The 24,669-nt window shown below is 68.3% G+C and carries 20 protein-coding genes; 10 read left to right on the top strand and 10 right to left on the bottom strand.

The genetic code is table 11. The annotated features are described in order from the left end of the window. Positions 1-70 precede the first annotated feature (70 nt). A complete protein-coding gene (mycP, locus tag ACFTSF_RS04230) occupies positions 71-1,366 on the top strand; it encodes a type VII secretion-associated serine protease mycosin (RefSeq protein WP_380152416.1) in 1,296 nt (431 codons plus the stop codon). 49 nt (positions 1,367-1,415) lie between these two features. On the opposite strand, the gene ACFTSF_RS04225 is transcribed toward mycP, so the two are convergent. Both ACFTSF_RS04225 and ACFTSF_RS04220 read right to left on the bottom strand, forming a co-directional pair. After that, positions 1,416-1,727 (bottom strand): hypothetical protein, encoded by a 312-nt coding sequence (locus tag ACFTSF_RS04225; protein WP_380152415.1) that lies wholly within the window; start codon positions 1,725-1,727, stop codon positions 1,416-1,418. 27 nt (positions 1,728-1,754) lie between these two features. Further along, positions 1,755-2,060, bottom strand: a complete 306-nt coding sequence (locus tag ACFTSF_RS04220) for a hypothetical protein (protein WP_380152414.1) — start codon at positions 2,058-2,060, stop codon at positions 1,755-1,757. A gap of 155 nt (positions 2,061-2,215) precedes the next feature. On the opposite strand from ACFTSF_RS04220, the gene eccCa reads away from it, so the two are divergent. From eccCa to ACFTSF_RS04205, 3 genes are read left to right on the top strand one after another with little or no spacing between them, the layout of a single operon-like run. After that, positions 2,216-6,175 (top strand): type VII secretion protein EccCa, encoded by a 3,960-nt coding sequence (eccCa, locus tag ACFTSF_RS04215; protein ID WP_380152413.1) that lies wholly within the window; start codon positions 2,216-2,218, stop codon positions 6,173-6,175. 23 nt (positions 6,176-6,198) lie between these two features. Beyond that, on the top strand, positions 6,199-6,645 hold the full coding sequence (locus ACFTSF_RS04210) for a hypothetical protein (protein WP_380152412.1): 447 nt from the start codon (positions 6,199-6,201) through the stop codon (positions 6,643-6,645). Beyond that, positions 6,645-8,162 carry a hypothetical protein gene (locus ACFTSF_RS04205; RefSeq protein ID WP_380152411.1) on the top strand — a complete coding sequence of 506 codons (1,518 nt, stop codon included), beginning with the start codon at positions 6,645-6,647 and terminating at the stop codon, positions 8,160-8,162. Before ACFTSF_RS04210 ends, ACFTSF_RS04205 begins: the two co-directional genes overlap by 1 nt. Positions 8,163-8,225: 63 nt before the next feature. Here ACFTSF_RS04205 and eccB read toward each other — a convergent pair whose 3' ends face one another. Then, positions 8,226-9,650 carry a type VII secretion protein EccB gene (gene eccB, locus ACFTSF_RS04200; protein ID WP_380152410.1) on the bottom strand — a complete coding sequence of 475 codons (1,425 nt, stop codon included), beginning with the start codon at positions 9,648-9,650 and terminating at the stop codon, positions 8,226-8,228. Position 9,651: 1 nt separating this feature from the next. Beyond that, positions 9,652-11,034 (bottom strand): type VII secretion integral membrane protein EccD, encoded by a 1,383-nt coding sequence (gene eccD / locus ACFTSF_RS04195; RefSeq protein ID WP_380152409.1) that lies wholly within the window; start codon positions 11,032-11,034, stop codon positions 9,652-9,654. Positions 11,035-11,232: 198 nt separating this feature from the next. On the opposite strand from eccD, the gene ACFTSF_RS04190 reads away from it, so the two are divergent. From ACFTSF_RS04190 to ACFTSF_RS04175, 4 genes are all read left to right on the top strand, one after another. Next, positions 11,233-11,847, top strand: a complete 615-nt coding sequence (locus ACFTSF_RS04190; protein WP_380152408.1) for a hypothetical protein — start codon at positions 11,233-11,235, stop codon at positions 11,845-11,847. Further along, entirely contained in the window at positions 11,847-12,443 is a 597-nt protein-coding gene (locus ACFTSF_RS04185; RefSeq protein ID WP_380152407.1) for a hypothetical protein, read from the top strand. Before ACFTSF_RS04190 ends, ACFTSF_RS04185 begins: the two co-directional genes overlap by 1 nt. Positions 12,444-12,473: 30 nt before the next feature. Further along, positions 12,474-13,793 (top strand): serine/threonine-protein kinase, encoded by a 1,320-nt coding sequence (locus ACFTSF_RS04180; protein ID WP_380152406.1) that lies wholly within the window; start codon positions 12,474-12,476, stop codon positions 13,791-13,793. 64 nt (positions 13,794-13,857) lie between these two features. Then, positions 13,858-16,107 (top strand): fibronectin type III domain-containing protein, encoded by a 2,250-nt coding sequence (locus tag ACFTSF_RS04175; RefSeq protein WP_380152405.1) that lies wholly within the window; start codon positions 13,858-13,860, stop codon positions 16,105-16,107. Here the strand turns inward: ACFTSF_RS04175 and ACFTSF_RS04170 are convergent. From ACFTSF_RS04170 to ACFTSF_RS04145, 6 genes are all read right to left on the bottom strand, one after another. After that, on the bottom strand, positions 16,104-16,544 hold the full coding sequence (locus ACFTSF_RS04170; RefSeq protein ID WP_344153370.1) for an SRPBCC family protein: 441 nt from the start codon (positions 16,542-16,544) through the stop codon (positions 16,104-16,106). The two genes, ACFTSF_RS04175 and ACFTSF_RS04170, sit on opposite strands and share 4 nt — an antisense overlap. Positions 16,545-16,657: 113 nt before the next feature. Then, positions 16,658-17,470 (bottom strand): SAM-dependent methyltransferase, encoded by an 813-nt coding sequence (locus tag ACFTSF_RS04165; protein WP_380152404.1) that lies wholly within the window; start codon positions 17,468-17,470, stop codon positions 16,658-16,660. A 37-nt stretch (positions 17,471-17,507) separates the two neighbouring features. Then, on the bottom strand, positions 17,508-19,148 hold the full coding sequence (locus tag ACFTSF_RS04160) for an AAA family ATPase (protein WP_380152403.1): 1,641 nt from the start codon (positions 19,146-19,148) through the stop codon (positions 17,508-17,510). Then, entirely contained in the window at positions 19,148-19,795 is a 648-nt protein-coding gene (locus ACFTSF_RS04155) for a helix-turn-helix transcriptional regulator (protein ID WP_344153361.1), read from the bottom strand. The genes ACFTSF_RS04160 and ACFTSF_RS04155 overlap by 1 nt, the downstream gene beginning before the upstream one ends. Further along, positions 19,792-21,048, bottom strand: coding sequence for a hypothetical protein (locus tag ACFTSF_RS04150; RefSeq protein ID WP_380152402.1), 1,257 nt, complete (start codon positions 21,046-21,048; stop codon positions 19,792-19,794). The genes ACFTSF_RS04155 and ACFTSF_RS04150 overlap by 4 nt, the downstream gene beginning before the upstream one ends. After that, positions 21,045-22,625 (bottom strand): BTAD domain-containing putative transcriptional regulator, encoded by a 1,581-nt coding sequence (locus ACFTSF_RS04145; RefSeq protein WP_380152400.1) that lies wholly within the window; start codon positions 22,623-22,625, stop codon positions 21,045-21,047. Before ACFTSF_RS04145 ends, ACFTSF_RS04150 begins: the two co-directional genes overlap by 4 nt. A gap of 61 nt (positions 22,626-22,686) precedes the next feature. Here ACFTSF_RS04145 and ACFTSF_RS04140 point away from each other — a divergent pair, with 61 nt between their 5' ends. Continuing rightward, positions 22,687-23,352, top strand: coding sequence for a response regulator transcription factor (locus ACFTSF_RS04140; RefSeq protein ID WP_380152399.1), 666 nt, complete (start codon positions 22,687-22,689; stop codon positions 23,350-23,352). Next, positions 23,349-24,611: a sensor histidine kinase gene (locus tag ACFTSF_RS04135; protein ID WP_380152398.1), complete on the top strand. Its 1,263-nt coding sequence runs from the start codon at positions 23,349-23,351 to the stop codon at positions 24,609-24,611. The genes ACFTSF_RS04140 and ACFTSF_RS04135 overlap by 4 nt, the downstream gene beginning before the upstream one ends. The last annotated feature ends 58 nt before the right edge of the window (positions 24,612-24,669 follow it).

The following is a 24,669-nucleotide window of genomic DNA, read 5'->3' as shown; positions in this document are numbered from 1 at the left end:
GCCGGATGCCCGCGTGACAACTTCAGGCCACCGCCGTACCGGTCCGATGACGGTCGCGCACGCTCACAAGGTGAAAACACACGCGAGCAAACGGATCTGCGCCGCGCTGACCGCGGGCGTGTTGTCGGTCGGCGTGGTCGCATCGCCGGCGGTCGCCAAACCGCCGCGCGGCGAGTGCCGCAACGCGGAGCCGGCGCATCCCGTCGTCCGGATGCTGCCGTGGGCCCAGCAACAGTTGATGGCGCAACGCGCCTGGCGGTTCACGACCGGCGGCGGGGTTCTCGTCGCCGTGGTGGACTCCGGTGTCGACACCGACCATCCGCAGCTGCGCAGGCCGGGGAAAGTCCTGCCCGGTCACGACTTCTATCTGGTTGGCAGGCTCCCCGGCACCTACGACTGTGTATCGCACGGCACCGGCGTCGCCGGCATCATCGCCGCCGACGCCGAGCCCCGGATCGGCTTCGAGGGTATCGCCCCGGACGCACGGATCCTGCCGGTCCGGATCAGCGAGCGGGAACTCAACGACAACGGGCAGACCCAGGCGATCGACCAGAACATCCTTGCTCAAGGCATCCGCTGGGCCGTCGACCGCGGTGCCCGCGTGATCAACCTGTCGATCGCCGGCAGCGAGGACCACGCCCCGGTACGGCGGGCGGTCGCGTACGCGGTCGCCCACGACGTCGTCGTGGTGGCTGCGGTCGGCAACCGCCAGTCCGCGCGCGGATCCGAACTGCCGTCGTACCCGGCGAGCTACCCGGGTGTCATCGGCGTCGGGTCCATCACCAACGCCGGCGTTCGCGCCAACGCGTCACAGATCGGCCCGTACGTCGATCTGGTCGCGCCGGGCGAGAGTGTCCTGACCACCACCCGTGTCGGTGGTCATGCCTACCAAAGCGGCACGAGTTTCGCGACGCCGTTCGTTGCCGGAACTGCCGCGTTGGTTCGAGCGGCCTGGCCGAAACTGACCGCAGACCAAGTGGCGCGCCGCTTGATGGCCACCGCGGCACCGGCGCCCGGCGGCACGAACAGCATGGAGTACGGCGCCGGCGTCGTCGATCCGTACCGGGCGGTCGCGGAGGGAATGCCGGTCGGCAGACCCGCAGCCATGCCCGCGGCCACCCTCGTGCAACCCGATCCACACCGGATCGCCGCCGCTGCCTGGTGGCAGGCCCAGGGCACACAGGCGCGGCGTGCCGCACTCGTGGCCGGCGGTGGCACGGCCATCGCGATTCTCCTGTGCTGCTTGCTGATCGTCGGTCGCCGTCGTCGCTGGGCCGTCACTCGGCACGCCTCCGGACGACAAGCAGTCCGTGCCGATGAGCTACCACCGGAGTTCCTCTTCGCGCGCCGCCCGGACGAAGCCTGAACACAGCAATGAGCCCCAGCGATTCGCTGGGGCTCATCGGGTTGGTACGTCAGACCTTCATCTGGCAGCTCAGCGCGATCGAACGGCACGTCGCCGAGGTCTGGACCGCGGAGTGCGTGACCCCGTCCAGTTCGGCAGCGTGTGCGTCCCGCCGCGTGGCGGAGTCGTCGATGTCCATCAGGTTCATGTACCGGGCCTGGAAGAACTCGCTCTGGCCCGCTCCGACCCAGTCGCCGTTCGGCATGACCAGCTTGTCGAAGCTCATCATGTCCTCACCGTCGGTACGGATGGCCTGGGCACCGGCCCGCTTGTCGGCGGCACCCTGGAACATGCCTTCGATCTGCTGGTGAATGATTGCCATTGGTCCTCGATCCTTTCGTCGGTTCGGTCAGGCGGTCAGATGCCGCCCGAGGGCGGACATCCCGTTCTCGCTGAGGGTCTCCAGGTGGTTGTTGGCCTGCTGACCACCGTCGGCGTGCGCACCTGCGATGACAGCGGCTCGGTTGTGCCTGCCCACCCAGCTGTCGTTGACGTTGTACTCCACGTTCCCGACATCACCGCCGAGCGAGACGAGCAGGTCGGTGCCCTGGTTGGACGCGAGCCGGCCCTGCTGGCCCTGCCCTTCGCTGTGCATCCTGATCTGGTTGACGTAATGCATCATGTTCGGTGTGTTTGCATCGATGACCGGATCCATCGAACGCTCCTTTCCCAAGCTGGTAAGTGCTTTCGGTCGAAAGTAGGTCGCGGCGCTGAGCCGCAGACCGGACCGACACCTTCCTGCCATCGCCTGCCACGACTGGTTCGCGCGCGCCACGATCGACGCAGCAGCCACGAGGAAGGTGTTCGACGATGGCGACGATGATGGTCCGGCGGCCGATGCGCCGCGGTGCCCCGGAACTACCGGCCGGCGAATTGTTGCTGGAGGCACCACCCGAGGTCCCCGAGCCCGGCGGGCGGCAGTGGTCGCAGATGCTGATGATGCTGCCGATGGTCGCGATGATGGGCGCGATGATGCTGATGTTCTCCGGCAGCATGGCCGGCGGACTGCGCTACGTGATCTTCGGGCTGTTCGGTGCGGCGATGATCGGCATGATCGTGATGTCGGCGTTCAACGGCCGCGGATCGGGTAAAGCGGAGATGAGCCAGGCCCGCCGTACCTATCTGCGGCACTTGTCCCAGCAACGGCTGCGGCTGGGACGCTCGATCGCGGACCAGCGCGGCGCCCTCACCTATCGTCATCCGGACCCGGACTCGCTGTGGTCGTTGGCCGGTAGCTACCGGCTGTGGGAGCGCAGGCAGGACGACGGCGACTTCGGCGTGACCAGGATCGGCCTCGGCCGGCAGGGACCGGCCACCACCGTGGTGCCACCGGACACCCCGTCGCTGGAACGCCTGGAACCCCTGTCCGCGTTGGCCTTGCGGCGTTTCGTCACGACGTACTCGTCCATCGCGGGGCTGCCGCTCGCGATCGCCGTCACCGGGTTCAGCCGGATCTATCTGCCCGGCGACCGCGATCGCTCATTGGCCCTGGTCCGCGCGATGCTCGCGCAGCTGACCGTGCTGCAGGCTCCGGACAACCTGCGCATCGCCATCTGCACGGCACCCGACAACCGGGAGACCTGGGAGTGGGCCAAATGGCTCCCGCATGCATTGCATCCGGAGCGACTCGACGCACTCGGCCCGATCCGGTTGATCGCCCCGTCCGTCACGGCGATCGAGGCGATGCTCGACGACGTCCTCGCCGATCGGCCGCGCTTCGACCCGGACGTTGCCGGGCGCGTCACCGGGCCGCATCTCGTGGTCGTCCTGGACGGCGCGACGGTGGAGGGATCCGACCACCTGCTCGCGGGCGCGGGCCTCGAAGGTGTCACGGTCCTCGACCTGACGCTCCGCCCACCGCACGTCATCGACTCGACCTCGATCATCCTGAACGTCGACGCGGACGGCCGCCTGGGCGCCGAGACGATGGAAGGCGACGAGGACCTCGGCACCGCGGACGGCCTGGACATCGCCACACTGGAAGGCCTCGCCCGGCAGCTGGCCCCGCTCCGGCTCACGGCCGGTGCCCAAGGCGATCAACCGCTGAGCGCCGATCTCGGGCTGGCCGAGCTCCTGGACCTCGGTGATCCCTACGACTTCGATCCCGAGAACACCTGGCTGCCACGCCCGAGCCGCGACCGGTTGCGGGTGCGCTTCGGTCTGCGCGCCGACGGCCATCCGATCGAGCTCGACCTCAAGGAGTCCGCGCAGGAAGGAATGGGGCCGCACGGTCTACTGATCGGCGCGACCGGCTCCGGCAAGTCCGAGCTGCTCCGGACCCTGGTTCTGGCGCTCGCGGTCACCCACCCACCACGCTCGCTGAACTTCGCGCTCGTCGACTTCAAGGGTGGCGCGACCTTCGCTCGCCTCGACAAGCTTCCGCACACCAGCGCGACGATCACCAACCTGGCCGAGGAGTTGCACCTGGTCGACCGGATGACGGACGCCATCAACGGTGAGCTGCTCCGGCGCCAGGAGCTTTTACGGGCCGCCGGCAACTTTTCCTCGTTGCGGGACTACGAGAAGGCTCGCGCGGCCGGCGCACCCCTGGAGGAGGTCCCGACCCTCCTGGTCATCTGCGACGAGTTCAGCGAGCTGCTGACCGCACGTCCGGACTTCATCGACATGTTCGTCCAGATCGGCCGGGTCGGCCGCTCGCTCGGCGTCCACCTGCTGCTGGCCAGCCAGCGACTCGAAGAAGGACGTCTGCGCGGTCTGGAGACCCATCTCTCATTCCGGATCGGTCTGCGGACGTTCTCCGATATCGACAGTCGCACAGTGCTCGGAGTCAACGACGCGTTCCACCTGCCCCGGGCTCCTGGCCACGGGTTCCTCCGCGTCGGCACCGAGCAGATGGACCGCTTCCGTTCGGCGTACGTGTCCGGTGTGCATCGGCGCCCGGAGCTCGGCGGCCTGCAGATCGCACCGGACGACTCGATCGAGCTCGTCGACTACGCCAGCACGTACGTCGCTCCGCCCACCGAGCAGGACGACAACCCGGAAGCCATCGATCCCGACGGCGTCTTCGACGAGACCGTCGGTGAAACGCTGCTGGACATTCTGGTCGATCGTTTCGAGGGCAAGGGCAAACCGGCACACCAGATCTGGCTGCCGCCGCTGGCGGAGTCGCCCGCACTAGGCGAACTACTTCCCGACTCCGGTACGCCGGACGCCCACGGCGGGTTCCAGCCTGGCCAGCTGGTCTGCATCGCCGGCGTGGTCGACCGGCCGTTGGACCAGCGTCGCGACCCGCTGCTGATCGACCTGGCCGGCAGCGGCGGGCACCTCGCCGTCGCGGGCAGCCCGCAAAGCGGTAAGAGCACCGCACTGGTCAGCGTGGTAGCGGGCCTCGCCCTGACGCACACCCCGGAAGAGGTTCAGTTCTACTGCCTCGATTTCGGCGGCGGTGTCCTGACCGGTCTGCGCGACCTCCCGCACGTCGGCGGTATCGCCGGCCGCCAGGACGTCAACGCCGTACGGCGCACTGTCATCGAGGTACACGGCATCATCGCCGAGCGCGAGCGCACGTTCGCCGCGGCCGGGATCGACTCGATGGCGGAGTTCCGGGCCCGGCGGAAGGCCGGTCACGACCTCGGCACGCCGTACGGCGATGTGTTCCTGGTGCTCGACGGCTGGCAGACCGTCCGCAGTGACTTCGAGGATCTGGAGCAGGTGCTCGGCGATATCGCGGCCCGCGGCCTCGCGTACGGCGTCCACCTGATGATCAGCGTGCCGCGCTGGTTCGACCTGCGGACCAACATCCGCGACCTGTGCGGAACCAAACTCGAACTGCGGCTCGGCGATCCGATCGACTCGATGATCGACCGCCGAACCGCCACCCTCGTTCCCGAGAAGTCGCCGGGCCGGGGTCTCGTCACGAGCAAGCATCACTTCCTGATCGCCGAACCACGGCTGGTCAGCGGCGAGGGCCGGATCTCGGTCGGTCTGGCCGAGCTGGTGAACGTGATCGACGAGGCCTGGCCAGGACAAGGTGCGCCGCCGATCCGCCTGCTGCCAGGGGATGTCGCGTACGACGTGTGCGACGGCGCCAGCTCGAAGGAACACGGACTCGCGATCGGCGTCGCCGAACGCTCGTTGCAACCAGTCCTGCTCGACCCGAAGACCAGTCCGACGTTCCTCCTGCTCGGCGACACCGAAACCGGCAAGACCGGATTCCTGCGCACACTGGCGTCCCGGATCCAGGAGACCTACACACCGGACGAAGCACGCCTGGTGGTCATCGACCACCGACGGACGCTGCTCGGCCGCGTGGAAGGCGACCACCTGCTCGGGTACGGCGCCAACCACGCCGCCACCACCGAGCTGATCCAGGGCCTGGTGAACCTCTTGCAGCAACGACTCCCCGGCCCCGACGTGACCCCCGACCAGCTACGTGACCGTTCGTGGTGGCAGGGCCCCGACATCTTCCTGCTGATCGACGACTACGACCTCGTGGCATCCACCGAGAACCACCCGTTGATGCCACTGCACCCGTTCATCGCGCAAGCCGCGGACATCGGCCTGCGCCTGTACGTCGCACGCCGCACCGGCGGCGCGATGCGCGGCCTGTTCGAGCCGGTACTGGCTCGAATGAAAGAAGTGGGCTCACCTGGCCTGCTGATGTCCGGCAGCCGCGACGAAGGACCTCTCCTCGGCGGCATGCGGGCCCAGCAGATGCCACCCGGCCGCGGCTGGTTCATCAGCCGCCAAGGCGGCACCCAGCTGATCCAGCTCACCCACCCACCGTCAGACGACCACCAGGCCGTCTGACCGAACAACGACAGGAGGATCAAATGCCTGAAACGCTGGAAGCAGAAACACGCGCCATGGGCGCCGCAGCACAACTGCTCGGCCAGGCCCAGAGCGCCCTCGACCAGAAAGTGGCCGAGATCGCGAACTTCGCGGTGTCACCCGCGGCGGAGATGGAAATGCAGGAGGCCAAGGATTTCATGACTGACGAGCGAACCGGCCGGAACCAACTGGCCGACTATCTGACGCGCACGTCCGACGGCGCCGGCGGCTACAAGGGCGCGGTCGACGCGGTCACCACCATCTACGCGAACCACAGTCACACTAGCGAGCAGCGCATCCTCGCGCTGCTCAAGAAGGAGGAAGGCCCGGTACCGATCCGAGGAGGCTTCGTGGACTGGACGCCCGCGCTGGAGTACCAGCAGGACCATCCGGGCGATTTCCAGCGCAACCCTCAGTTCGCCGGCCCGCCGGCAGCGGCAGGTAACTGATGGCCAAAGACTATGCGGCAGATGCCAAGCTCGCCGACGCGCTCGGACCTTTGCTCACCGCCATGGCCGAGATCAGCCGGATCGCGCAGTCCGGCCTGAAGCTGCTCGACCCGCTCTCGACCTCGATCCAGATGTGGAACAAGGCCGGCGAGGCGATCAATTCCTACACCAGCAGCTTCACGCTCACCAACAACTCGCTGCGGTCCGCCTGGACCAGTACCACCGGGGACGCCGACGAGTACTTCAAGGCGGTCGAGTCGACCAGGACATCGCTCATCGCATCACACGACGCGATGACAGGCGGTGGACCCGGCGGCGGAATCCCCGCCATCCTCGAGAGCGTCGGGATCACCATCAAGTTCTCCGCGGACGCCGTCAAGATGGTCCAGGACCGGGTCGACCTGGCAGTCGCGGCGAACAACAGAGCCAACGCATCGCATACCTCCGGCGGGAGCAAAGGCGGTGGGGTCACCTACACACCGACCGCCGAGGAAAAAGCGGACAACAACCACGCGACGTTCCTTGCCCTGAAGCCCGATGTGGTCGCTGCCGGCGGGATCCTCAACTCGTTGGCGGGGCATCTGGACCAAATGGGACCCGCGCTGGTAGAGGCTTCGAGCAAGTTGAAGTGGAACGGCCCTGGCGCCAATCCCGGGGAACCCGGAAGCGTTCCAGGCACCGCACCCGGCACCGCGCCTGGCACCACTCCCGGAGGCGTTCCCGGTGGGGCACCGACTGATCCCGGGGCTCCTACGGGCCAGGATGCTGGTGCGGGGCCCGAGCCTGGTGGAGAGACGCCAGGGGCCGGTGGCGAGATGCCTGGAGGTGACACCGGGTTGGCCGGGATGCCGCCGACGGCACCGCCGGTCATGCCGCCGCCGGTGAAGTTGCCGACGCTTCCGCCTACCTCGCTTCCGCACTTGCCGCCGCCTCTCGCCATTCCACCGATCGCTCCCCTGCCGGTCAGGCCTGGTACCGGTGGGCCTGGGATCGGCAGGGTCGGTGGCGGCGGGCCGGGCGGGATCGGTGGCGGTGTCGGCGGGCTGGGGAAGGGTGGGGATCTGAAGACTGGTAACGGGTTCCAGCAGATTCCTCGGGCGGGTCAGCAGGTGTCGGCTGCGCCGGTGCCGAGTGGTGGGCAGGCACCGGCCGCAGCTACTGGATTGTCGAGTGGCTCAGGGGCGGGTGCTGCCGGTGGTGGCGGGATGCCGCCGATGATGCCGCCTATGGGCGGTGCGGGTGGCGGTGGCCGGAACGGTAAGACGGGCGCTCCCATCCGGCCCGTCGGACGTCGGCGGGAACGGCGGGAGGAAGACACTCCCGGCGTACCGGTCGGGCTGCGTGGTCGGGCCGGCCGGGATCTGCCGGGCGCGTTCCCGGCGGTTCCGGCCAGTACCCGGCGCCGGCAGGACACCGGTCCGTCGGCCGAGACGCTGCAGTTGCTCGATGAGGAGCTGTGGAAGGTGGACGAGACGGAGGTGGCCGCGCCGCCGGCGACTCAGCGGTTCGCCAACTGACCATCGCCGTACATGGTGAAGGACCCGGCTCGGAGATCCGAGCCGGGTCCTTTGGTGTGTGGGTCAGGGTGCGGCTTGCAGGGCGGCCTTCGGATCGAGACCGGCGCCCTGGGGGACCCGGGCGATCAGCGCCGCGGGGATCGGCACCGGTGTGACGCCGCCATAGCCCAGTGTGGACAGGAGTTCCGGGTCAGCCAGCGGGTAGGAGCGGGCCATGTCGGTGATGACGGAGATGGTTCCGCTGGGGGCCTGGTCGGACTGGAGCGACACGACCACGGCGGCCGTGCCTGGTGTGATCAGGATGCGGTCGGCGAGTCCGGTACCGCGGCGGCCGATCTTGGGGGTGACGGTCATCCGGTCGCGGTCGGGCAGGACGGAGTCGACGGTGATCGAGGGTGGCTCTGCTCCGGGCGCGAAGGTGGCGCACACGGTGCCCAGCCCGTCGCGCGGCGCGATGAAGTTCGGGCGGCTGCGCGGGGCCATGCCTTCGTCGACGGTCGGGCTCTGGTCGGCCGCGGTACCGGCCTGGGCCAGGCTGAGCGAGATCCCGCGTGGCCGCTTACCCCGGTACGCCGCGGCTGTCGCCGGGAACTCGGTCTGGATGTCGAACTGGAGCTCGGAGATCGCCAGCAAGCGCTTCTCGGTCGCGAGGTAGTGCTGGACGCCACCGCCGGAGGTCCGGACGACGAAGAGTTGCCCGACCAGGGTTCCTTTCCGGCCCGGTACGGCGGTCGACGGCTTCCCGACGTCGCTGAACTTGATCGGGGCCAGCGGCTCGCCGTCCGGCAGCGCGTCCACGAAGGCCGAACCGACTGTGGCCCACGGCTTCGAGTTGAGGGCGAGGCCGACCGACACTGCGTCAGCCTTGACGATGCGGTGGCGGTAGCCGTTGCGGATCAGGTAGCGGTCGCCGGTGCCGATGACCTCGACCAGCATCACCGAGTCGGCGAGCGGCTGTCCGCCGTCGGGTTGCCGGCCGATCATCAGCACGGATTCGCTGCTGCGCGTCCCGGCCAGGTCGCGGCTGGGTTGTGAGCAGAGTGTCCAATTGCCGGTCAGCAACTTCTTCGCCGGCGGCAAGGCGTCCGGAGCATCCTGGATTCCGATCCGCGGGCCGCGCGGAACACCGGCCAGCGACTTCTGCGAAACCCGTTGCGTCTCGCCTTTCCGGCCGATGGCAAGCAGTGCGGAGACGTAGTTGGTGACCGGGTGCAGGTGCTGGTCGAGGTAGACGTAGCGGGTGCCGGTCTCCTTCTCGACGATCACGCCGTCGCCTTTGCTCCAGGCCTTGTTGCCTCCGGGCACGACGAGCCCGTAGACCCACACACAGACCAGGGCCAGCACCATGATCGCGACACTCCAGATGGCCGCGTAGCCCACCCGCTTGAACGGCGGCGTCTCCGGATCGGTCTCGCGGGTGACGAGGGCCGACACCATCCGCTGGACGGAGAACTGGTGTGACTGGAGTTGATCCTTCCTGGTCGCCATGTCAGCCTCCCCAGCCCCGGACGACGGCGTACAGGCCGAGGACCGAGCAGGCGAGCGGGATCAGTGCCAGCGTGACGAGCACCTCGAGAAGTTCGGCGTACCGGCTGAAGTACGGGCTCGGGAGTTTGCTGCTGTACCGGAGGCCGACGAAGATCGTGGCCGCCGCGAAGAGCACGACCAGCGGCACGACCACGGTGATCGGGTCGGCGGTGCTCCGGGTGAGCGGCCCGAGCGTCAGACAGGCAAGGCCGATCAGCCCCGGGGTCAGGAACAACAGCCGGTGTTTCACCACTGGATAGATTCTTGCCCTGAGCAAACATCCGCCGGCCAGCAGACCGATCAGGGCGGTCGCCGCGCTACCGTGGTTGAGGCTGAGCAGTACCAGGCTGGTCGCGGCGGTCAACGCCATTCCGATCAGCATGCCGGTGAGCAACCCGTCCGCTCGGAGGACCGCGCCGTACACCTCGCGGCGCGCGGGCTGTGGATCGTCACGGACCAGGTCGGCCGTCGTCCGCGGGAGGATCGGCATCGGCAACCGACCGAGCCGTAGGCACAGTTGGCTGTAGAACGGCGAGAACGCGAACACCGCCGAGCCGATGATCGCGGCGACATCGGGGCCGTCCAGGGAGTCCGCCGTACCGAGCCAGCCGGCGATCAGCGCGAAGAACCCGGTCGCCGTGGCGCCGGCGAACAGGGTCGCCTTGTCCACGACACCCAGATAGCAGGCGATTCCGGCGAGCATCAGCGCGGTTCCGCCGGCCAGCACCTGGGGTGCGCCGATCTCGGGCCAACTGCCGGTACCGGCGAGCAGCAGCAAGCCACCCAGGCCAGCGAACAGGAGGCCGAACCCTGCGACCAGGGCACCGGCACCGGCGTCGCCGACGACGCGTGCCAAGGAGACTCCGGCGGCGATGAGCAGCACTGCGCCGAGCAACAGCCAAGTCGCGGACTCTGCCCACGGTGATGCGTGCTGGAGGACCGTGGCCAGACCGGTCAGGAGCGCTAGCGCGGCGGCTGTCAGTCCTGCCCAGCGGGTATGCCGGGAGGTCCAGATGGCTCCGAGCTTCCCGGCCCCCGAGGCGACGGCGTCGACGAGGTCGTCGTACTCGAGTTCTGGCCAGTCGAGTTCGCGGGGTACGAGATGGAGGATCTCGCCGTCGCGGATGCGGTGCGATCCGAGCGATCGGCCCAGGGTGAGCTCGGCGCCGTCGGCGCGTCGTAGGACCCAGCCGCCGTCGGGGGCGCCTTGGTCTGCCAGGTGTTCGCCGGCCTTGTTCAGCAGGCCGGGCAGGACCTCGGCGACCGAGGCTTGTTCGGGGAGGGCCAGGTCGAGCCGCCGTTGTGGGGCGGCGACCGTGACCCTGAGCAGTCCGGTGATGTTCATGGGGTTCTTCCTCGCTCAGTGCCGTCATGCGGCGACGGAGTGGTCCGGCTCCACCGTGCCCGGCGCGGCGGTGGGCATCGGCGTACTGGCATCTAACGGTCACCCCCAGGAGGCGCCGCGTCCTGTTCCTGCCGATCTGTCCGGCGGGGTCGCACGCGGGCCTAGCGTGCTGGCAGAGAAGGAAAAGGAGGAGCCCCGGTGGACGCATTGCTGCTGCCGATCGGCCACGATCTCGGCGCCCTGTACGGCGACGACGGCACCACGCGTCGTCAGCAGGTGCGGGTGGGGATCGACGTGGCCGAACTGACCGATGCCGAGTTCACGGTCTGGTTACTTGCTCATGGCATCGATGACCGGGACCGGCCGACGCAGGCAACGATTCTGCGGAGTGCGGAGCGGTTCGGGCTCGAGATATCGGCGGTGAGCGGGATTGTCGAGCGGCTGCTCGACGACCGGCTCCTGGTCTCGCTCGATCCCGAAAGTGCCGCCGCGGTCGAGTTCGCCGAACGGCACCAGTTGATCCCGTTGCTGGCCGGGCTCGGTCCCGATGCCGAGCAGCCGGGGTTCTGTTCGATCGGTCTGCTGGGTCAGCCGGTCGTGCAGGTGTCGGCCCCGGTGTACGACGTATGGACGTGGACGCATCTCACGCCGCATCTGTGGGCCGGCTGCCATGACGCTGCTGAGGTAGCTCGGACGGCCGGTGTGACCAACGCCGACGAGACCGATCCGCGCCAGGTACTGAGCGGCATGTTGCGTTCCGTGCACGGCCTGCTGTGTCTGCGGGCCGCCTTTCTCGATCGGCGGACGACCTGATGGCCACCACGCTGTTCCCTGTCGGCCACTACGCCGGGCGGCGACCGGGAGACGACGGGCGGCCGACGCATTCGGTCCGGATCGGCTGGCGGCTGCACCGGCTGCCCGACGACGTTTTCGGGACCTGGTTGCTCGGCCACGGGACGGCAGAGACCGGGAAAGGCCCGTGGACGGCGACCGATCTGGTCGGCGCGGCCGAGGCCTCCGGGATCGCGGCAGCGCGGAGTCATGTGGCCGGCCTGCAGGAGCTCGGTCTGTTGACCGACGTCACCCGCGCGCCTGAGGAGTTCGCGAAGAAGCATCGGATGGATGTGCAGTTCGTCGGGCTCGGCAACAGCCCGGACCATCCGGATCGGTTCGCCATCGGTCTGCCCGGGCTCGGCCCGGCGGCTTTGGTGGATCCCGAGACTTACGAGCTGTGGCAGTGGGGCTCCTTGGCCCCGACACTGTGGCACAGCTGCCAGGTCCGCGCCTCCGTGCTCGCCGAGCTGGATCGACCGGTCGAACCGGTCGAGGCGCTCACCAGTGTGCTTGGTGACCTGAGGTTCCTGCTGGCCCACGGGTGTGCGTACGTCGACCTTGCCGACGAGCAGTAGCAGGCCCGGATCGGTGCAAAGATGACGATGATGGCTGAGATTTCTCCTGAGTCGCTGGTGCTGCGGGCCGAAGGGCCGGTGGCTTCTGTGTTCTTGGTGCCGCCTGCGGGTGATCGGGCGCTGGGGGTGCTGAAGGTTTATCCGCGGGGGCTGGATCGGCGGACTTTCAATGCGGTGGAGGTTGAGCAGGCGAAGCTGGCTGGGTTGCGGGTGGCTGGGTCGGTCTTGCTGGCTGATGGGGTTGAGGAGTTGCCGGACGGGCGGACCGGGGTGCGGATGGAGTTTTGTCCGCAGTCTTTGGTGGAGCTGGCTGGTGGGCGGGGGTTGCCGATCGGGGATGTGGTGGTGCTGGGGCAGATCTTGGGGTCTGTGCTGGCGGAGGCTCATGAGGGTGGGCTGGTGCATGGCGGGGTGACGCCTAGCAATGTGTTGGAGCGGCCGAATGGGCAGCCGGTGTTGGCGGACTTCGGGATGGCGTTGCGGTTGCGGTTTCCGCGGGATCTGACGGGAGCGGCGGCGTACACGGCTCCGGAGGTTTTGCGGGACGGGGAGCTGTCTGAAGAGGCTGATGTTTATGGGCTTGGGGCGGTGTTGTACCTGGCGCTGACCGGGCAGTCGCCGTTTCCGACGCGGCCGGGTGAGACGCCGGATGACGTCGTACTGCGGGTGTTGCGAGAGCCGGCGCCGGAGGTGTCGGGGCAGGATGTGCCGCCGGCGTTGACGGCGTTGGTACGGCGGATGCTGGCGAAGGATGCGGGGACGCGGCCGGATGCGGCGGCGGTGACGCGGGAGTTCGAGACTTTGTTGCGCGGTACGACGGATGCCGGGGACGAGCTGGATTTCGACGACTTCCGGGACGAGTTGGCGGCTGGGCGAAGTGTGCCGGTGGCAACGGCTTCGGTGAGTCGGGCGCAACGTCAGTGGAAGTTGCCGCGCAAGGAGGTGTTGTTCGGGATCGTCGCGGCGATTGCGTTGGTGGTGCTCGTGCCGATGTTGCTGCGACCGGGCAACGAAACTCCGGTGACGCAGCAACCACCTGCACCGGTGGCGCCACCGGCCTCGCAGGCGCCGCCGGCGAGCGAGACGCCGCTGATCCAGCTGGAACCGCCGCAGGACAAGGGCACTACCGTCGTACTGAAGTGGTCCTTCTCGAAGCCGTTGACGTACGCCGTCTTCGTGGCGGAACAAGGTGCGAAGGCGCCACGACCGATGTACCGCGGACGCGGGACCTCGCTGACTGTGCAGGTCAGTCAGGGATTGAAGTACTGCTTCGAGGTCCAGGGCACCGACGGACGTGAGGTCTTCTACAGCACTCCGCGCAGCATTCGGGATGCCACATGCAAGAGCTAGTGGACGCACTCTGGACCAGTCATGGACCACCCACACTTACTCTGTCACGGTGAGGCGACCCTCGATGAAGCTGACCAAATTCTTGCGCCGCGCCGACTCGTCGGAAGGACGGAAGGGCCGGGCGGGGCTGGCGGCCGTGGTGGCGGGCTGTGTCGCGCTGACGAGCGTGGTCGTGCTGACCGGGGCCGGCGACCCGAACTCGGGGTTCAAGTTCACGCAGTCCGGTCACTGGATCTACAACAGCGCGATCGGACGCGTCTTCCACCTGGACAGTACGACGCACCAGATCGATGCGCAGGTCCCGTTGACCACCGGTACGCCGGGTGCCCAGGTCGTGCAGACCGACACCGACGCGTACGTGCTGTCGAAGTCGCGGATCGACAAGTTCGGCAAGTCCGACCTGTCCGTGGCGGAGCCTCTCGAGACGCCGAAGGATGATGAGGCGCCGAAGGATCAGGCGATCGGTCTGGAGGCTGCCGGGTCCGTCTTCGCGGTCTATCAGCAAGAAGGCCAGGTGATGCGCCTCGGCAACCACCCGGCCAAGGCGTTCCTTGGCGGGCGGCTCGGGGATCCGGTGGTGACGTCGGATGGCACGCTGTGGGTGCACAAGGTCGATGAGGGCGAGCTGTGTCTGCTGCCGTTGACGGCTGACCGGCTGTCCTGCCCGGCCACGGTTCAGAAGGGTCACAAGGGCGCGCTGACGGTGATCGGCAGTAAGGCCGTGTTCGTCGACCTGACCTCCGACCGGGTGACCGACCTGACGCCGGACGGGTTCGGACAACATGTTGACCTGAGCAACGACGTACCGGAGTCAGCGGTGGTTGCAGCGAACGACGTCGACGGGCGGATCGCGGTCCTGGATCGCGACCAGAGTGCCGTGCACCTGATCGGGTTGCCGGACAAGTCCGGGCAGAAGGCGGCCGCGCCGATCATCAGGAAGCTCCGCAAGGGCAACTACGACAAGGTCGCCTCGTCCGGGCACGGCCTGGCGGTGCTCGATCGCAAGGAATCCGACCTGGCCACCGTCGACAGCGACGGCAACGTCGGCTACACCAAGGTCGAGAGCAACAACCAGAAGGACCCGATCAAGCACGAGCCGAACCTGTTCCGCGGCGACGACTCCAAGGTGTACGTCGAGAGTGGCAAGGGCGACCAGGTGGTCGTCGTCGATCAGGACGGCCGCGCCGAACCGGTGGTGATCGGCACGGATGACGACGGCATCATCCACAAGCCGAAGAAGCCGCCGACATCTCAGCCGCCGAAGAAGCCGGACGAGAAGCCCGATGTGCCCGCGCACACGCAGGATCCGCCGGCGAAGAAGGATCCGCCGGCCAAGGAGGACCCGCCGAAACGCGAGCGGCCCGACGTACCGGAGAAGACGGATCCGCCGCGGAAGACCGAGCCACCGAAGAAGCCGAAGGCACCGGCCACGATCAACGCTGGTGTCCCGGGTGCGGCGAGTGGGGTGAGCGCGAAGTACGGGACCGACGGACCGACCGTGAACTGGCGAGCGGCAGTGGCGAACGGTGCCCCGATCACGGCGTACGAACTGAGCTGGTCGGGTGGTTCGAAGACGGTCAGCGGGAGCACCCGGTCGACGCTGATCACGGAGCTCGCGGACAAGACCACGGCGTACTACGTGACGATCCGGGCGCGGAACCGGGTTGGCCTGGGACCCGCCGTACGGACGGGGCAGATCAAGAAGACGTACGCCGAAGCTGAGTCGCCGCGCGAGATCGTGGTGAGCAAGGACGGTACGTCGGGACAGCTCACACTGGCGTGGGATCGGCCGACGATGGGTGACGGGACGTTCGTGCGGTACACCGTCAGCATCGGATCCCCCACCGCCAAGCCCCGGGTGAACTCGACCACCACCGAGGCGACGGTGACCGGGCTGAAGGACGGCACGAAGTACACGTTCTACGTCCGCGCAATCACCAGGGCCCCGAACGGCGACCTGCTGAGCGGCAAGTGGACCAGCCTCACCGGATCTCCGCTGGGCAAGGACGAACGCACCAAGCGAGTCGTCGCGTCGCGTGGTGCCGGCACCGAGTACGGCAACTGTCAGCCGCCGGACTGTGCGTTCATCCAGGTCCGGATCGAGAACCTGCTGCCGAACACCGACTACGAGATCGTCCCGTACGTCGACGGAAAGAAGTTCAACCCCGGCGCGACTCTCGAGACCAGCAGCGAAGGCCACATGCTCGTCGACGACCGCTTCCCGTGCGGCATGGTCGGCAAGCGCGTCTACGTCCTGGTGAAGGGACCCGACGGCACCTACAAGTCCAACACCTTTACCTGGAAGTCCGGTTAGGGCTCGCTCCGCTGTTCGGCGAGGAGTTTGAGGCGGTGGAGGGTCTCGGTATTACGGGCCGAGAGCAACAAATCTGCCGCCTTGTCGGGGAGCAGCGTGGCCGGGCCGCGGACCGCCTTCTCGGTCATCAGTACGCGGCAGCCGTCCGGGCCTTCGGTGACGCGGAACTCCACATCACCCTCGCCGACCGGCCAGGCGCGGACTCGCAACCGCAGTCGGTGGCCGGCGTCGTACTCGACTGATTCGGTGGTGTCGTTGATCAGAAGCGGCCAGGCGCCGACGGAGTGGTGGATGATCCCGCCTGGCTCCGGCCAGGGCGAGTCCACGTCACGCACCCTGGATGCGCCGACCACCCAGGCCGCGTACCGCCATCCGTCCGTCAGGATCGCGAACACGTCCTCAGCCGAAGCCGCCACCAAACACTCGTTCTCGCTCACCCCAACCCGGTACCCGGGCGTATTCCAGTACGACGTTGAGCACGGATCAGTCATGCACCTGGCCAGAATGCGGTTGATGGGCGCTCAAGGTGTCGCCGCGGAGCGGTGTCCTTTTAGTCTTTGACGGCCAGGGCGGCGGCTATCAGGCGTTGGTAGTCGCCTAGGTCGTCCGGGGGTTGGGGGTTGCGCCAGTGGGCGGCGGGGACGAGGCCTGGGGGTTGGATGGTGAAGCCTTCGCCGAAGAGGGCGAGGATCTCGTCGTCGGTGCGCCAGCGGCCGCGGCCCAGGGAGGCTTGCAGGACCTGCTCGAGTTCCTGGCTGCGGGGGTCGTTCTCGCTGCGGAAGTGGCTGATGAAGACGTGGCTGCCGGGGACGATGCGGTCGTGCCAGAAGCGGACCAGGCCGGCTGGGTCCTCGTCGTCGTTCACGTGGTGCAGGGTGGCGCTGAAGATGACGGCGACGGGCTGGGTGAAGTCGATCAGGCGGTCGGCGACGAGCTGGTCGTAGATGCCCTTCGGCTCGCGGAGGTCGGCCTGGATGACGACGGTACTGGAGTTCTCGGCGAGCAGGGCGCGGCCGTGGGCGAGCACGATCGGGTCGTTGTCGACGTACACGACCTTCGCCTCGGGGTCGAACCGCTGGGCGACCTGGTGCACGTTGTCGGCGCTGGGCAGGCCACTGCCGAGGTCGATGAACTGCCGGACCGGGGTGGTCGAGACGATCTCCTGGATCGCGCGGATCAGCACGCCGCGGTTGTCCCGCGGGATGTCCAGCGAGCCGGGCAGGTCCTTGATGAATTTGTCCCCGAAGGCGCGGTCGACGGCGAAGTTGTCCTTACCGCCCAGCAGGTAGTCGTACGTGCGGGCAATACTCGGCTTCGTCACGTCGAACCCGGGAAACTTCGCCTGCTCGTCTGCATCGGCCACCTGATAACCCTAAGCGATAGCCCAACTACCCCGCGCCTCAGGACACCCCGGCAGCAGCCAGTACGTCGTCCGCCAGCAGCTCGCGCAGTTCGTCCGTGGTCGGCATCCGGCCGAGCAGCCGCAACCGCTGGGACTGGGCCTTCCGCATCCCCTCGACCAGTCGCCGCGCCTCGCGCGCGTTGCCGAAGTTGGGTCCGTCCGCGATCCGGTCGAAGTACGACGTCAGTGGCACCCCGGCCGCCGGATCGAGCAGGTAGTCGCCGCCGGCGACCATCCGATCGGTGATCAGCAGCAACTCCTCCGCCGAATAGTTCTCGAACTCGATCGTCTTCGAGAACCGTGATCCCAGACCGGGGTTGGCGGCCAGGAAGTCGGTCATCTCGACGGTGTACCCGGCCACGATGATCGCGATCTCGTCGCGGTGATCCTCCATCAGCTTCACCAGCGCGTCGATCGCCTCCTGCCCGAAATCACCGCCGTTCCCGGCCGAGCGCGACAGCGTGTACGCCTCGTCGATGAACAGCACCCCACCGAGCGATTTCTCGAACACCTGGGCGGTCTTCTCCGCGGTGTGCCCGATGTACTGCCCGACCAGATCCCGCCGCGACACCTCGGTGAACCCACCGTCCGGCAGCACCCCGAGCGCCTTCAGCAGCTTCCCGTACAGCCGCGCGACAGTCGTCTTCCCGGTCCCAGGTGCCCCGGCGAAGATCAGGTGGTGACTGACCGAGCCAACGGACAACCCCGCCGTACGACGCCACTCGTTGACCTGGATCTCGTCGACCAGCGCCCGCACCTCCGCCTTCACGCCCGGCAACCCGACCATCTGGTCGAGGTCCCCGAGCAGCTCGTCGATCGGACCGCTCGACGCGGCCGTGAGCGGGCTCGCCTCGATTACCTCGACCGTCGCGCCGGCCGCGATCTGCACGGCGGGGTCGGCCGTGTTCGACGGTCGCAATCCTTCGATCGTGCCGCCGCATCCGGGTCCGACCGTGACCGCGGGTCCGCGGGTGTCATGCACGCTGACCCGCCGGATCACCGGCGTACTTCCGTGGGCAACGCCGATCCCCTCGGCGCCGGTGTTCGCGATCTCGAGGTCGGCCAGCGACGGACGGCTGTATTGGTACACGTAGATCCCGCGCCCACCACACCCACTGACCGAGCCGCCGGTAACCACTGGATCAGCACCCAGCGCGAAGACCATGCCGTCACCCGACATGTCGCGCACCACCGTCTCGGTGATCTCGCCGCCCACGCCCTCGACGATGATCCCGGTCGCGGCACCGCTCACCGTGCACTGCTCGATCCGCAGCCCCGGACCTGCGTGGACGCTGACCGCCGGCCGCGAACCACCGCTGATCGTGCAGCCCACCAGGTTGAGCGCCGCCCGCTCGGTCGAAACCGTCAGATTATCGGCCGAGCGGACGACTAGATCGTGGAGTGACAGCGAACCGTCGGCCGCCCGGATCGTCGGCCAATCAGCCCCCGACCCGTCGATCACCACCTCGGCGCCGGCCTCGGCGCGCAGGGTGATCGTGCGACCGTTCAGTTCCATCGTCTCGGCGTAGGTCCCGGCCGCGATGACCACCGAGGCACCGTCCGGGGCGTCGAGCAGGGCCGCGCCGATCGTCGGGTATGCCCCCGGGCGGTCGGCCGCGACGGTCAGGATGCGCGACATCAACTCGCCCGTTCCAGCAGCCAGCCGCGGTCGGCTGCCTTCACACCCGCCTGGAACCGGCTCCGCGCGCCGAGCCGATGCATGATCTGCGCGACCATCCGCCGTACCGTCCGCACCGAGATCCCCAGCTGCGCCGCGGCCGCCTCATCGGTGGCACCGAGCCCGAGCAGCCGCAGCATCTCGCGCTCACGCATCGACAGGTCGGTGTCGTCCGGAAGGTCGTCGGCAGCCAGCGGTACGGCGTCCGGCCAGACCCGCTCGAACAGTTCGACCACTGTGATGACCACGCTCGATAGCCGCAGTACGGCGACGCTCCCGTTGGCCGAATCAGCCGGCAGTACGGCGACGTGGCCGTCGATCACCAGCGCGTTCATCGGCACCAGCGGCATCGTGCGAACCGCCGTACCGGCCATCGACATCGCCCCTAGGTGGCGGCTCAGGTTCGGCGTCGTGCGCGCGGTGTCGGGGTAGATCGCGCGGTAACGCACACCGTGCTTGACATCGCGCGGCCCGAACGCCGGACCGGCCGGAGTGAGGTTGCTGAGGGCAATGACCTCGTCCTTGGCGCCGGCCAGCAGTTCGGCGATGGCACCTTGAGCGGGGACATGATGAAAACCGGTCGGCCGGTTGATAAGCGTGACAGTCATAACGAGACCCCCAAGGGAAGCGTTGCGGCGGCGCCTGATGCGTGGCGGCCGTTGAGGCGTTCTGGCTCGACACCGAAGGAGCGGGCCAGGGTGGTGAGAATGGACGTCGCCGAGTCGAGGGTGGCGGGATGTGCCGCGGCCAATCGGAGTACGACGTCGTGACGGGCTGAGGTGGTGTTGCCGGCGGCCGCTGTGACGGTGACGGCGATGGTTTGTGCGGCGCCGGTTCCGGTGCCGAGCAGGGTGCCGACAAGCGCCTCGAGTGTTGCCGCAGGCAACGAGGCCGAGCCGGTGAGGCGGACGGTCAGCTGGTGGACGGGTCCGCAGGCCCAGGTTGACCAGTGTTCTTGGAGTTGACCGCGGCCGGCGTTGGCGTGGGCGAGGGCACCGATCGAGGCAAGTACGTCGGACTCGTCCAGGGCCAGGTATTCGACCTGCTCCCGGTCGAACCGCCGTACCAGCCGGCGAACGGTGTTGGCGACCACCTGACGCAACTGCTCGTCGGTGGCGATATCCGGCGTCCGCTCGGCGGCGACGGCGATCCAGGTTCGCGGCTTCTGGTTCTGCTTGAGACCTGCGTGTAGGACCAGTTGCAGTCCGACGCCGACCGGCTGTTCGTCGGCCGCCTCGGCGAGCGAGGCGAGTTGCGGGAGGAGCCGGTACTGCGCGTCCGGGCCGAGTCTGAGCGCGACACTGACGCCGGCGGGGCGACTGAGGACGCCGTACGGTTGTTCCCGCACGGTCACGATGTCGGTTGTCGTCCGGCCGAGAAGTGCACTGACCAGGTTGATCGCGATGCTGTCACCGAGATCGATCCGGCGCCGGCGCAACGCGAACAGCAGCAGGATCCCGATCCACCGGTACAACCACTGCCCGCGAATCCGAACCGCTGTGAGCAGCACCAGCGATACCGCGGCTGTCGACGTGAGGATCAGGGTTGTCCGCGAGCCGGTGGTCGCGGCGGCGACCATCACCAGCGCGAGCTGCCAACACACGATCTGCCCGACCCGAACCGCGCGATCCGGTCGCTCGACCGGGTCAGCCACCAACTCAGGAGCCGGAGGCTGTACGACGACCGCCGAGCGCGCCACCGGCCCCGGTGTCGGCGTCGCCGCGGGGACCGCCGACGGTACCTTGACCGACGGTCGTGCCAGCGGGACACCGACTGCCGTGGCCTGCGGAATGCGTGCCGTAGCAGGCGTTGCGGTGGATTCGCGATCGGCGACCGGCGCGGCCGCAGCCTGGGACCTCATGCGACCAACTCCGCCTTCACCCGACGCGTTTCAGTTGCCTGCAGCAACCGATACGCGTGATCACGAGCAACCGGCAACAACTCGAACCGCCCCGGAGCCGACTCGACCACCAGGTTCAGATCCATCAGCCGATCGACCATCATCTCGACCTCGTCGACCCGAACCCCAGCCAACCGCGAGGCCTGGGACAGATCGAACCCTCCCACCGTGCTGATCCGCCGATACAACTGGTGTTCCGTTGGTTCGACCAATCCGTCGAAGCTCGTGAGGAGCTCGGCGAGCGCGTGGCACCGGCCCGCCTGGTCCTCGAGCTGGGCGGTCATTCGGGCGACCGTCCACGGCTGGCGGTTGCGGATTCGTTCAGTGAGGTGGCGGATGGCGCCTGGGTGTCCGCCGGCTGACTGGAAGATCTGCGGATTGTCGGTGAGCTCGGCGGCCTCGTTCGGGGCGAGCAGGTTGAGGGTGATTGCTCCGGTGCGGTCGAGTCCGGTCAGTCGGTGGCGGCTGATCACCAGGACCAGTGCTGCCGGGTCGTTCGGGAGGAACGACCGCACCTGGTCGGCGTGCTCTACGTTGTCCAGGATCACCAGCCCGCCGGTCGGGGCGACGACCTCACCTGCGCGAACGTCGACGTACCGCTGGGTCTCGTGGCCGGAGAGTGCGGCCGCCTCGAGCGCGAACGCCGTCTTACCGATCCCCGGCATTCCGTCGATCGTGACGACGCCGGTGGCACCGCGCAGGGACTCCAGCTCCGGTTCGCGGCCGACGAAACCATCAACTCGCGGCAGCAGGTTCGAGCTGACCGCTCGGCGGGTGTCCTCGCTGAGGATTTCCAGGTGTAGCGCGGTCAGCTCGGCGCCTGGCTCAATGCCGAGGTCGCGGACTAGCGCCGTACGGGCTCGTTGGTAGGCGGCCAGCGCGTCGTGGCGGCGTCCCACCAGGCGGTACGCGGCCATCAGGCGGGACCAGGCCAGTTCGCGCAGCGGCTCTTCGTCGGTGAGGACTCGCAGTACGGCGATCGCCTCGGACGGCTGGCCTAGCGCGAGATGCGCGTCGGCCAGGTCCTCGCGGAGGGTCCGGTGCAGTTCGGTAAGGCGGTCGACGGCTGACGACGCGTCCTCGGTGAGGCCGTCGTACGGGCAACCGCGCCAGAGGTCGAGCGCCCGTCGTACGACGGTCACCGCCTCGGCTGCGGATCCGCGGGCCAGCAGCGCGCGGGCCTCGTCGCCCAGGGCGGATGCGGCGTCGGCGTCGAGCTCACCAGCGAGGACGCGGACCCGGTATGCGCCCGGGCGGCTCTCGATGCGGTCGTCCGGGAGCGCCCGGCGGAGTTGCCAGACATAGGTCTTCAGGTTGTTCTGGGCGGAGGCGGGTACCTCGCGGCCGGACCAGACGGCGTCGATGAGTTGTTCGGTGCTGACCCAGGCGTTGCGGTGCAGCAGGAGCAGGGCCAGCACGGTGGCGGGTTTGCCGCCGCCGACGTCGATCTGGGTGCCGTCCGGGCCGTCCACCTCCAGCGGGCCCAGCACGCGGAAGGCCGGTGACAGGGCCGGTGAGTGCGCTGAGTGACCGTTCATGACACATACGATCCGGGGTGACGATGACATTTCGATGACACAGAATCGGTGAGGGGTCCCCGTGCGGGTATTGGTGGTCGAGGACGACCCGGAGCTGCAGGTCGCCGTACCGGCCGCGCTGCGGTCGGCAGCGCTCGCGGTCGACCTGGCCGGCACCATCGCCGACGCGGACGAGGCGCTGTTCGTGAACGCCTACGACTGCGTGGTCTTCGACCGGATGCTGCCCGACGGCGACTCGATCGGGTACGTTCGCAGCCGCCGGCAGGACGGCTGGGCGGTCCCGGTGCTGTTCCTGACCGCGATGGACCAGCTGGCCGACCGGGTCGACGGGTTCGAGCACGGCGGTGACGACTACCTGGTCAAACCGTTCGCGGTCGAGGAGCTCATCGTCCGGGTGCTCAGCCTGAGCCGGCGCGGCCCGACCATCCGGCCGCCGATCCTGCGGTACGCCGACGTCGAGCTCGACACCGGCCGTCGCGAGGTCCGTCGGGCCGGCGTCCTGGTCACCCTGCGAGCGAAGGAGTTCTCCGTGCTGGAGTTCCTGATGAGCCGGCCCGAGCAGACCGTCTCCCGGACCGACCTGATCGAACACTGCTGGGACGCCGCCGCGGACCCGATGTCGAACGTCGTCGATGTCACGATCACCCGGCTGCGCGCCCGCCTGCGCGGTGGTCCGGACCTCATCCAGGCCGTCCGCGGCCGCGGCTACCGACTGATCCAGCCGTGAAGGGCCCCGCCGCCGACCGTCTCCGCCGCCTCCGCTGGTGGCTGACCGCGGTCTTCACCGTCGCCAACACCATCGGCCTGCTCATCCTCGCCCCGGTAGTCATCCGCCAAGACGCCCAACGCGACGCGGCGACAGTCGATGCGGAGCTGGGCTTGGTCACGGCGCCCGTCCTGCGCCTGGCCAGTGGCAGCAGCACCGGAACCATCAACTTCGCCGAGGTAACCCGGGACCCGCTCTACGGAAAGTGCCCGCAGTTCGCAATCCTGTCCGGCGGGGCCAACGGTGCGGCACCGATCCGAAGCACCCGCGATTGCACACCGGTCGACCTGACCGTTCTCAGCGAGGTGGCCACCGCAGCAACCCTCGCGGACAGCGGTGTGGTGTTTGCAGACCGCATGTCGGTGGCCGGGCAACCGGTGCGGATCAAGGCCGAGGCCTTCAAATTCAGCGACAGCAACGAAGGTGGCGCCGTACTGGCGTGGGCGGGAACCCAGAAGGAGGCGGACGCACATCAGCAGCTGGTGTGGGTGGTGCTGGCTTTGTGTGCTGGGTTGATCGCGGCAGCCGCGGTGGCCAGTTACTGGTTGTCGGGGCGCGCGATTCGGCCGGCGATGGCTGCGCTGGAACAGCAGGAGACCTTGCTGGCCGAGACTGCGCACGACCTCCGCACGCCGGTCGCGGCACTGCGAGCACTGGCGGAGACCGCCGTACGGGATCCTGGGCAGCGAGCCGAACTCCTCCCGCGGACAGTCCGGCTGGCCGGCCGGATGGGCGACATCATCGACGGCCTGCTGGTGCGCGCGCGGTTGGCGGCCGGCGTGGAACAGCTTGCGGTGCAGCCGGTCTGGCTGGATCAGCTGGTCGCCGGGGTCGTCGACGACTTCCCGGCCGACGGCGCCCGGATCTCGTTGGTGACGGCACCGAGCATGGTGCGTGCCGATCCGACTCTGCTGCAACGGGCCGTCGGCAACCTTCTCGACAACGCGCTACGGCATGGACGGCTCCCTGGAGCCGCCGAAGCGATCATCACCGTCACGGTCGCCGACGGCCGGATCACCGTGGCCGACCAAGGTCCCGGTATCGATCCGGAGGTCGGCGAGGATCTCTTTGAGCGCTTCAACAGTGGCGGCGGTTCGAGCGGGCTCGGGTTGTCGATCGTGCGCTGGGTCGCGCTGTCGCACGGCGGCGACCTGAAGGTCTACAACGGCGACGAAGGCGGCGCGATCTTCGAGTTCCAGTTGCCCACTGAACGGCAGTAACAGGACATCTGGACCGGAGCTGTACCAGAAGCCGCTAACCTCGGCGAGATGCTGAGGG

The sequence above is a fragment of the Kribbella sp. NPDC056951 genome, from assembly GCF_042674205.1.
GTDB classification, from domain to species: Bacteria; Actinomycetota; Actinomycetes; order Propionibacteriales; family Kribbellaceae; genus Kribbella; species Kribbella yunnanensis.
Note: the sequence above shows the minus strand (reverse complement) of the source record. Positions and strands in the feature narration are given on the sequence as shown.

Coding starts and splice junctions, on each gene's coding strand:
- ACFTSF_RS04225 (WP_380152415.1), bottom strand. CDS start 1,727: ATGGCAATCATTCACCAGCAGATCGAAGGCATGTTCCAGGGTGCCGCC.
- ACFTSF_RS04220 (WP_380152414.1), bottom strand. CDS start 2,060: ATGGATCCGGTCATCGATGCAAACACACCGAACATGATGCATTACGTC.
- eccCa (WP_380152413.1), top strand. CDS start 2,216: ATGGCGACGATGATGGTCCGGCGGCCGATGCGCCGCGGTGCCCCGGAA.
- ACFTSF_RS04210 (WP_380152412.1), top strand. CDS start 6,199: ATGCCTGAAACGCTGGAAGCAGAAACACGCGCCATGGGCGCCGCAGCA.
- ACFTSF_RS04205 (WP_380152411.1), top strand. CDS start 6,645: ATGGCCAAAGACTATGCGGCAGATGCCAAGCTCGCCGACGCGCTCGGA.
- eccB (WP_380152410.1), bottom strand. CDS start 9,650: ATGGCGACCAGGAAGGATCAACTCCAGTCACACCAGTTCTCCGTCCAG.
- eccD (WP_380152409.1), bottom strand. CDS start 11,034: ATGAACATCACCGGACTGCTCAGGGTCACGGTCGCCGCCCCACAACGG.
- ACFTSF_RS04185 (WP_380152407.1), top strand. CDS start 11,847: ATGGCCACCACGCTGTTCCCTGTCGGCCACTACGCCGGGCGGCGACCG.
- ACFTSF_RS04180 (WP_380152406.1), top strand. CDS start 12,474: ATGGCTGAGATTTCTCCTGAGTCGCTGGTGCTGCGGGCCGAAGGGCCG.
- ACFTSF_RS04175 (WP_380152405.1), top strand. CDS start 13,858: ATGAAGCTGACCAAATTCTTGCGCCGCGCCGACTCGTCGGAAGGACGG.
- ACFTSF_RS04160 (WP_380152403.1), bottom strand. CDS start 19,148: ATGTCGCGCATCCTGACCGTCGCGGCCGACCGCCCGGGGGCATACCCG.
- ACFTSF_RS04155 (WP_344153361.1), bottom strand. CDS start 19,795: ATGACTGTCACGCTTATCAACCGGCCGACCGGTTTTCATCATGTCCCC.
- ACFTSF_RS04150 (WP_380152402.1), bottom strand. CDS start 21,048: ATGAGGTCCCAGGCTGCGGCCGCGCCGGTCGCCGATCGCGAATCCACC.
- ACFTSF_RS04145 (WP_380152400.1), bottom strand. CDS start 22,625: ATGAACGGTCACTCAGCGCACTCACCGGCCCTGTCACCGGCCTTCCGC.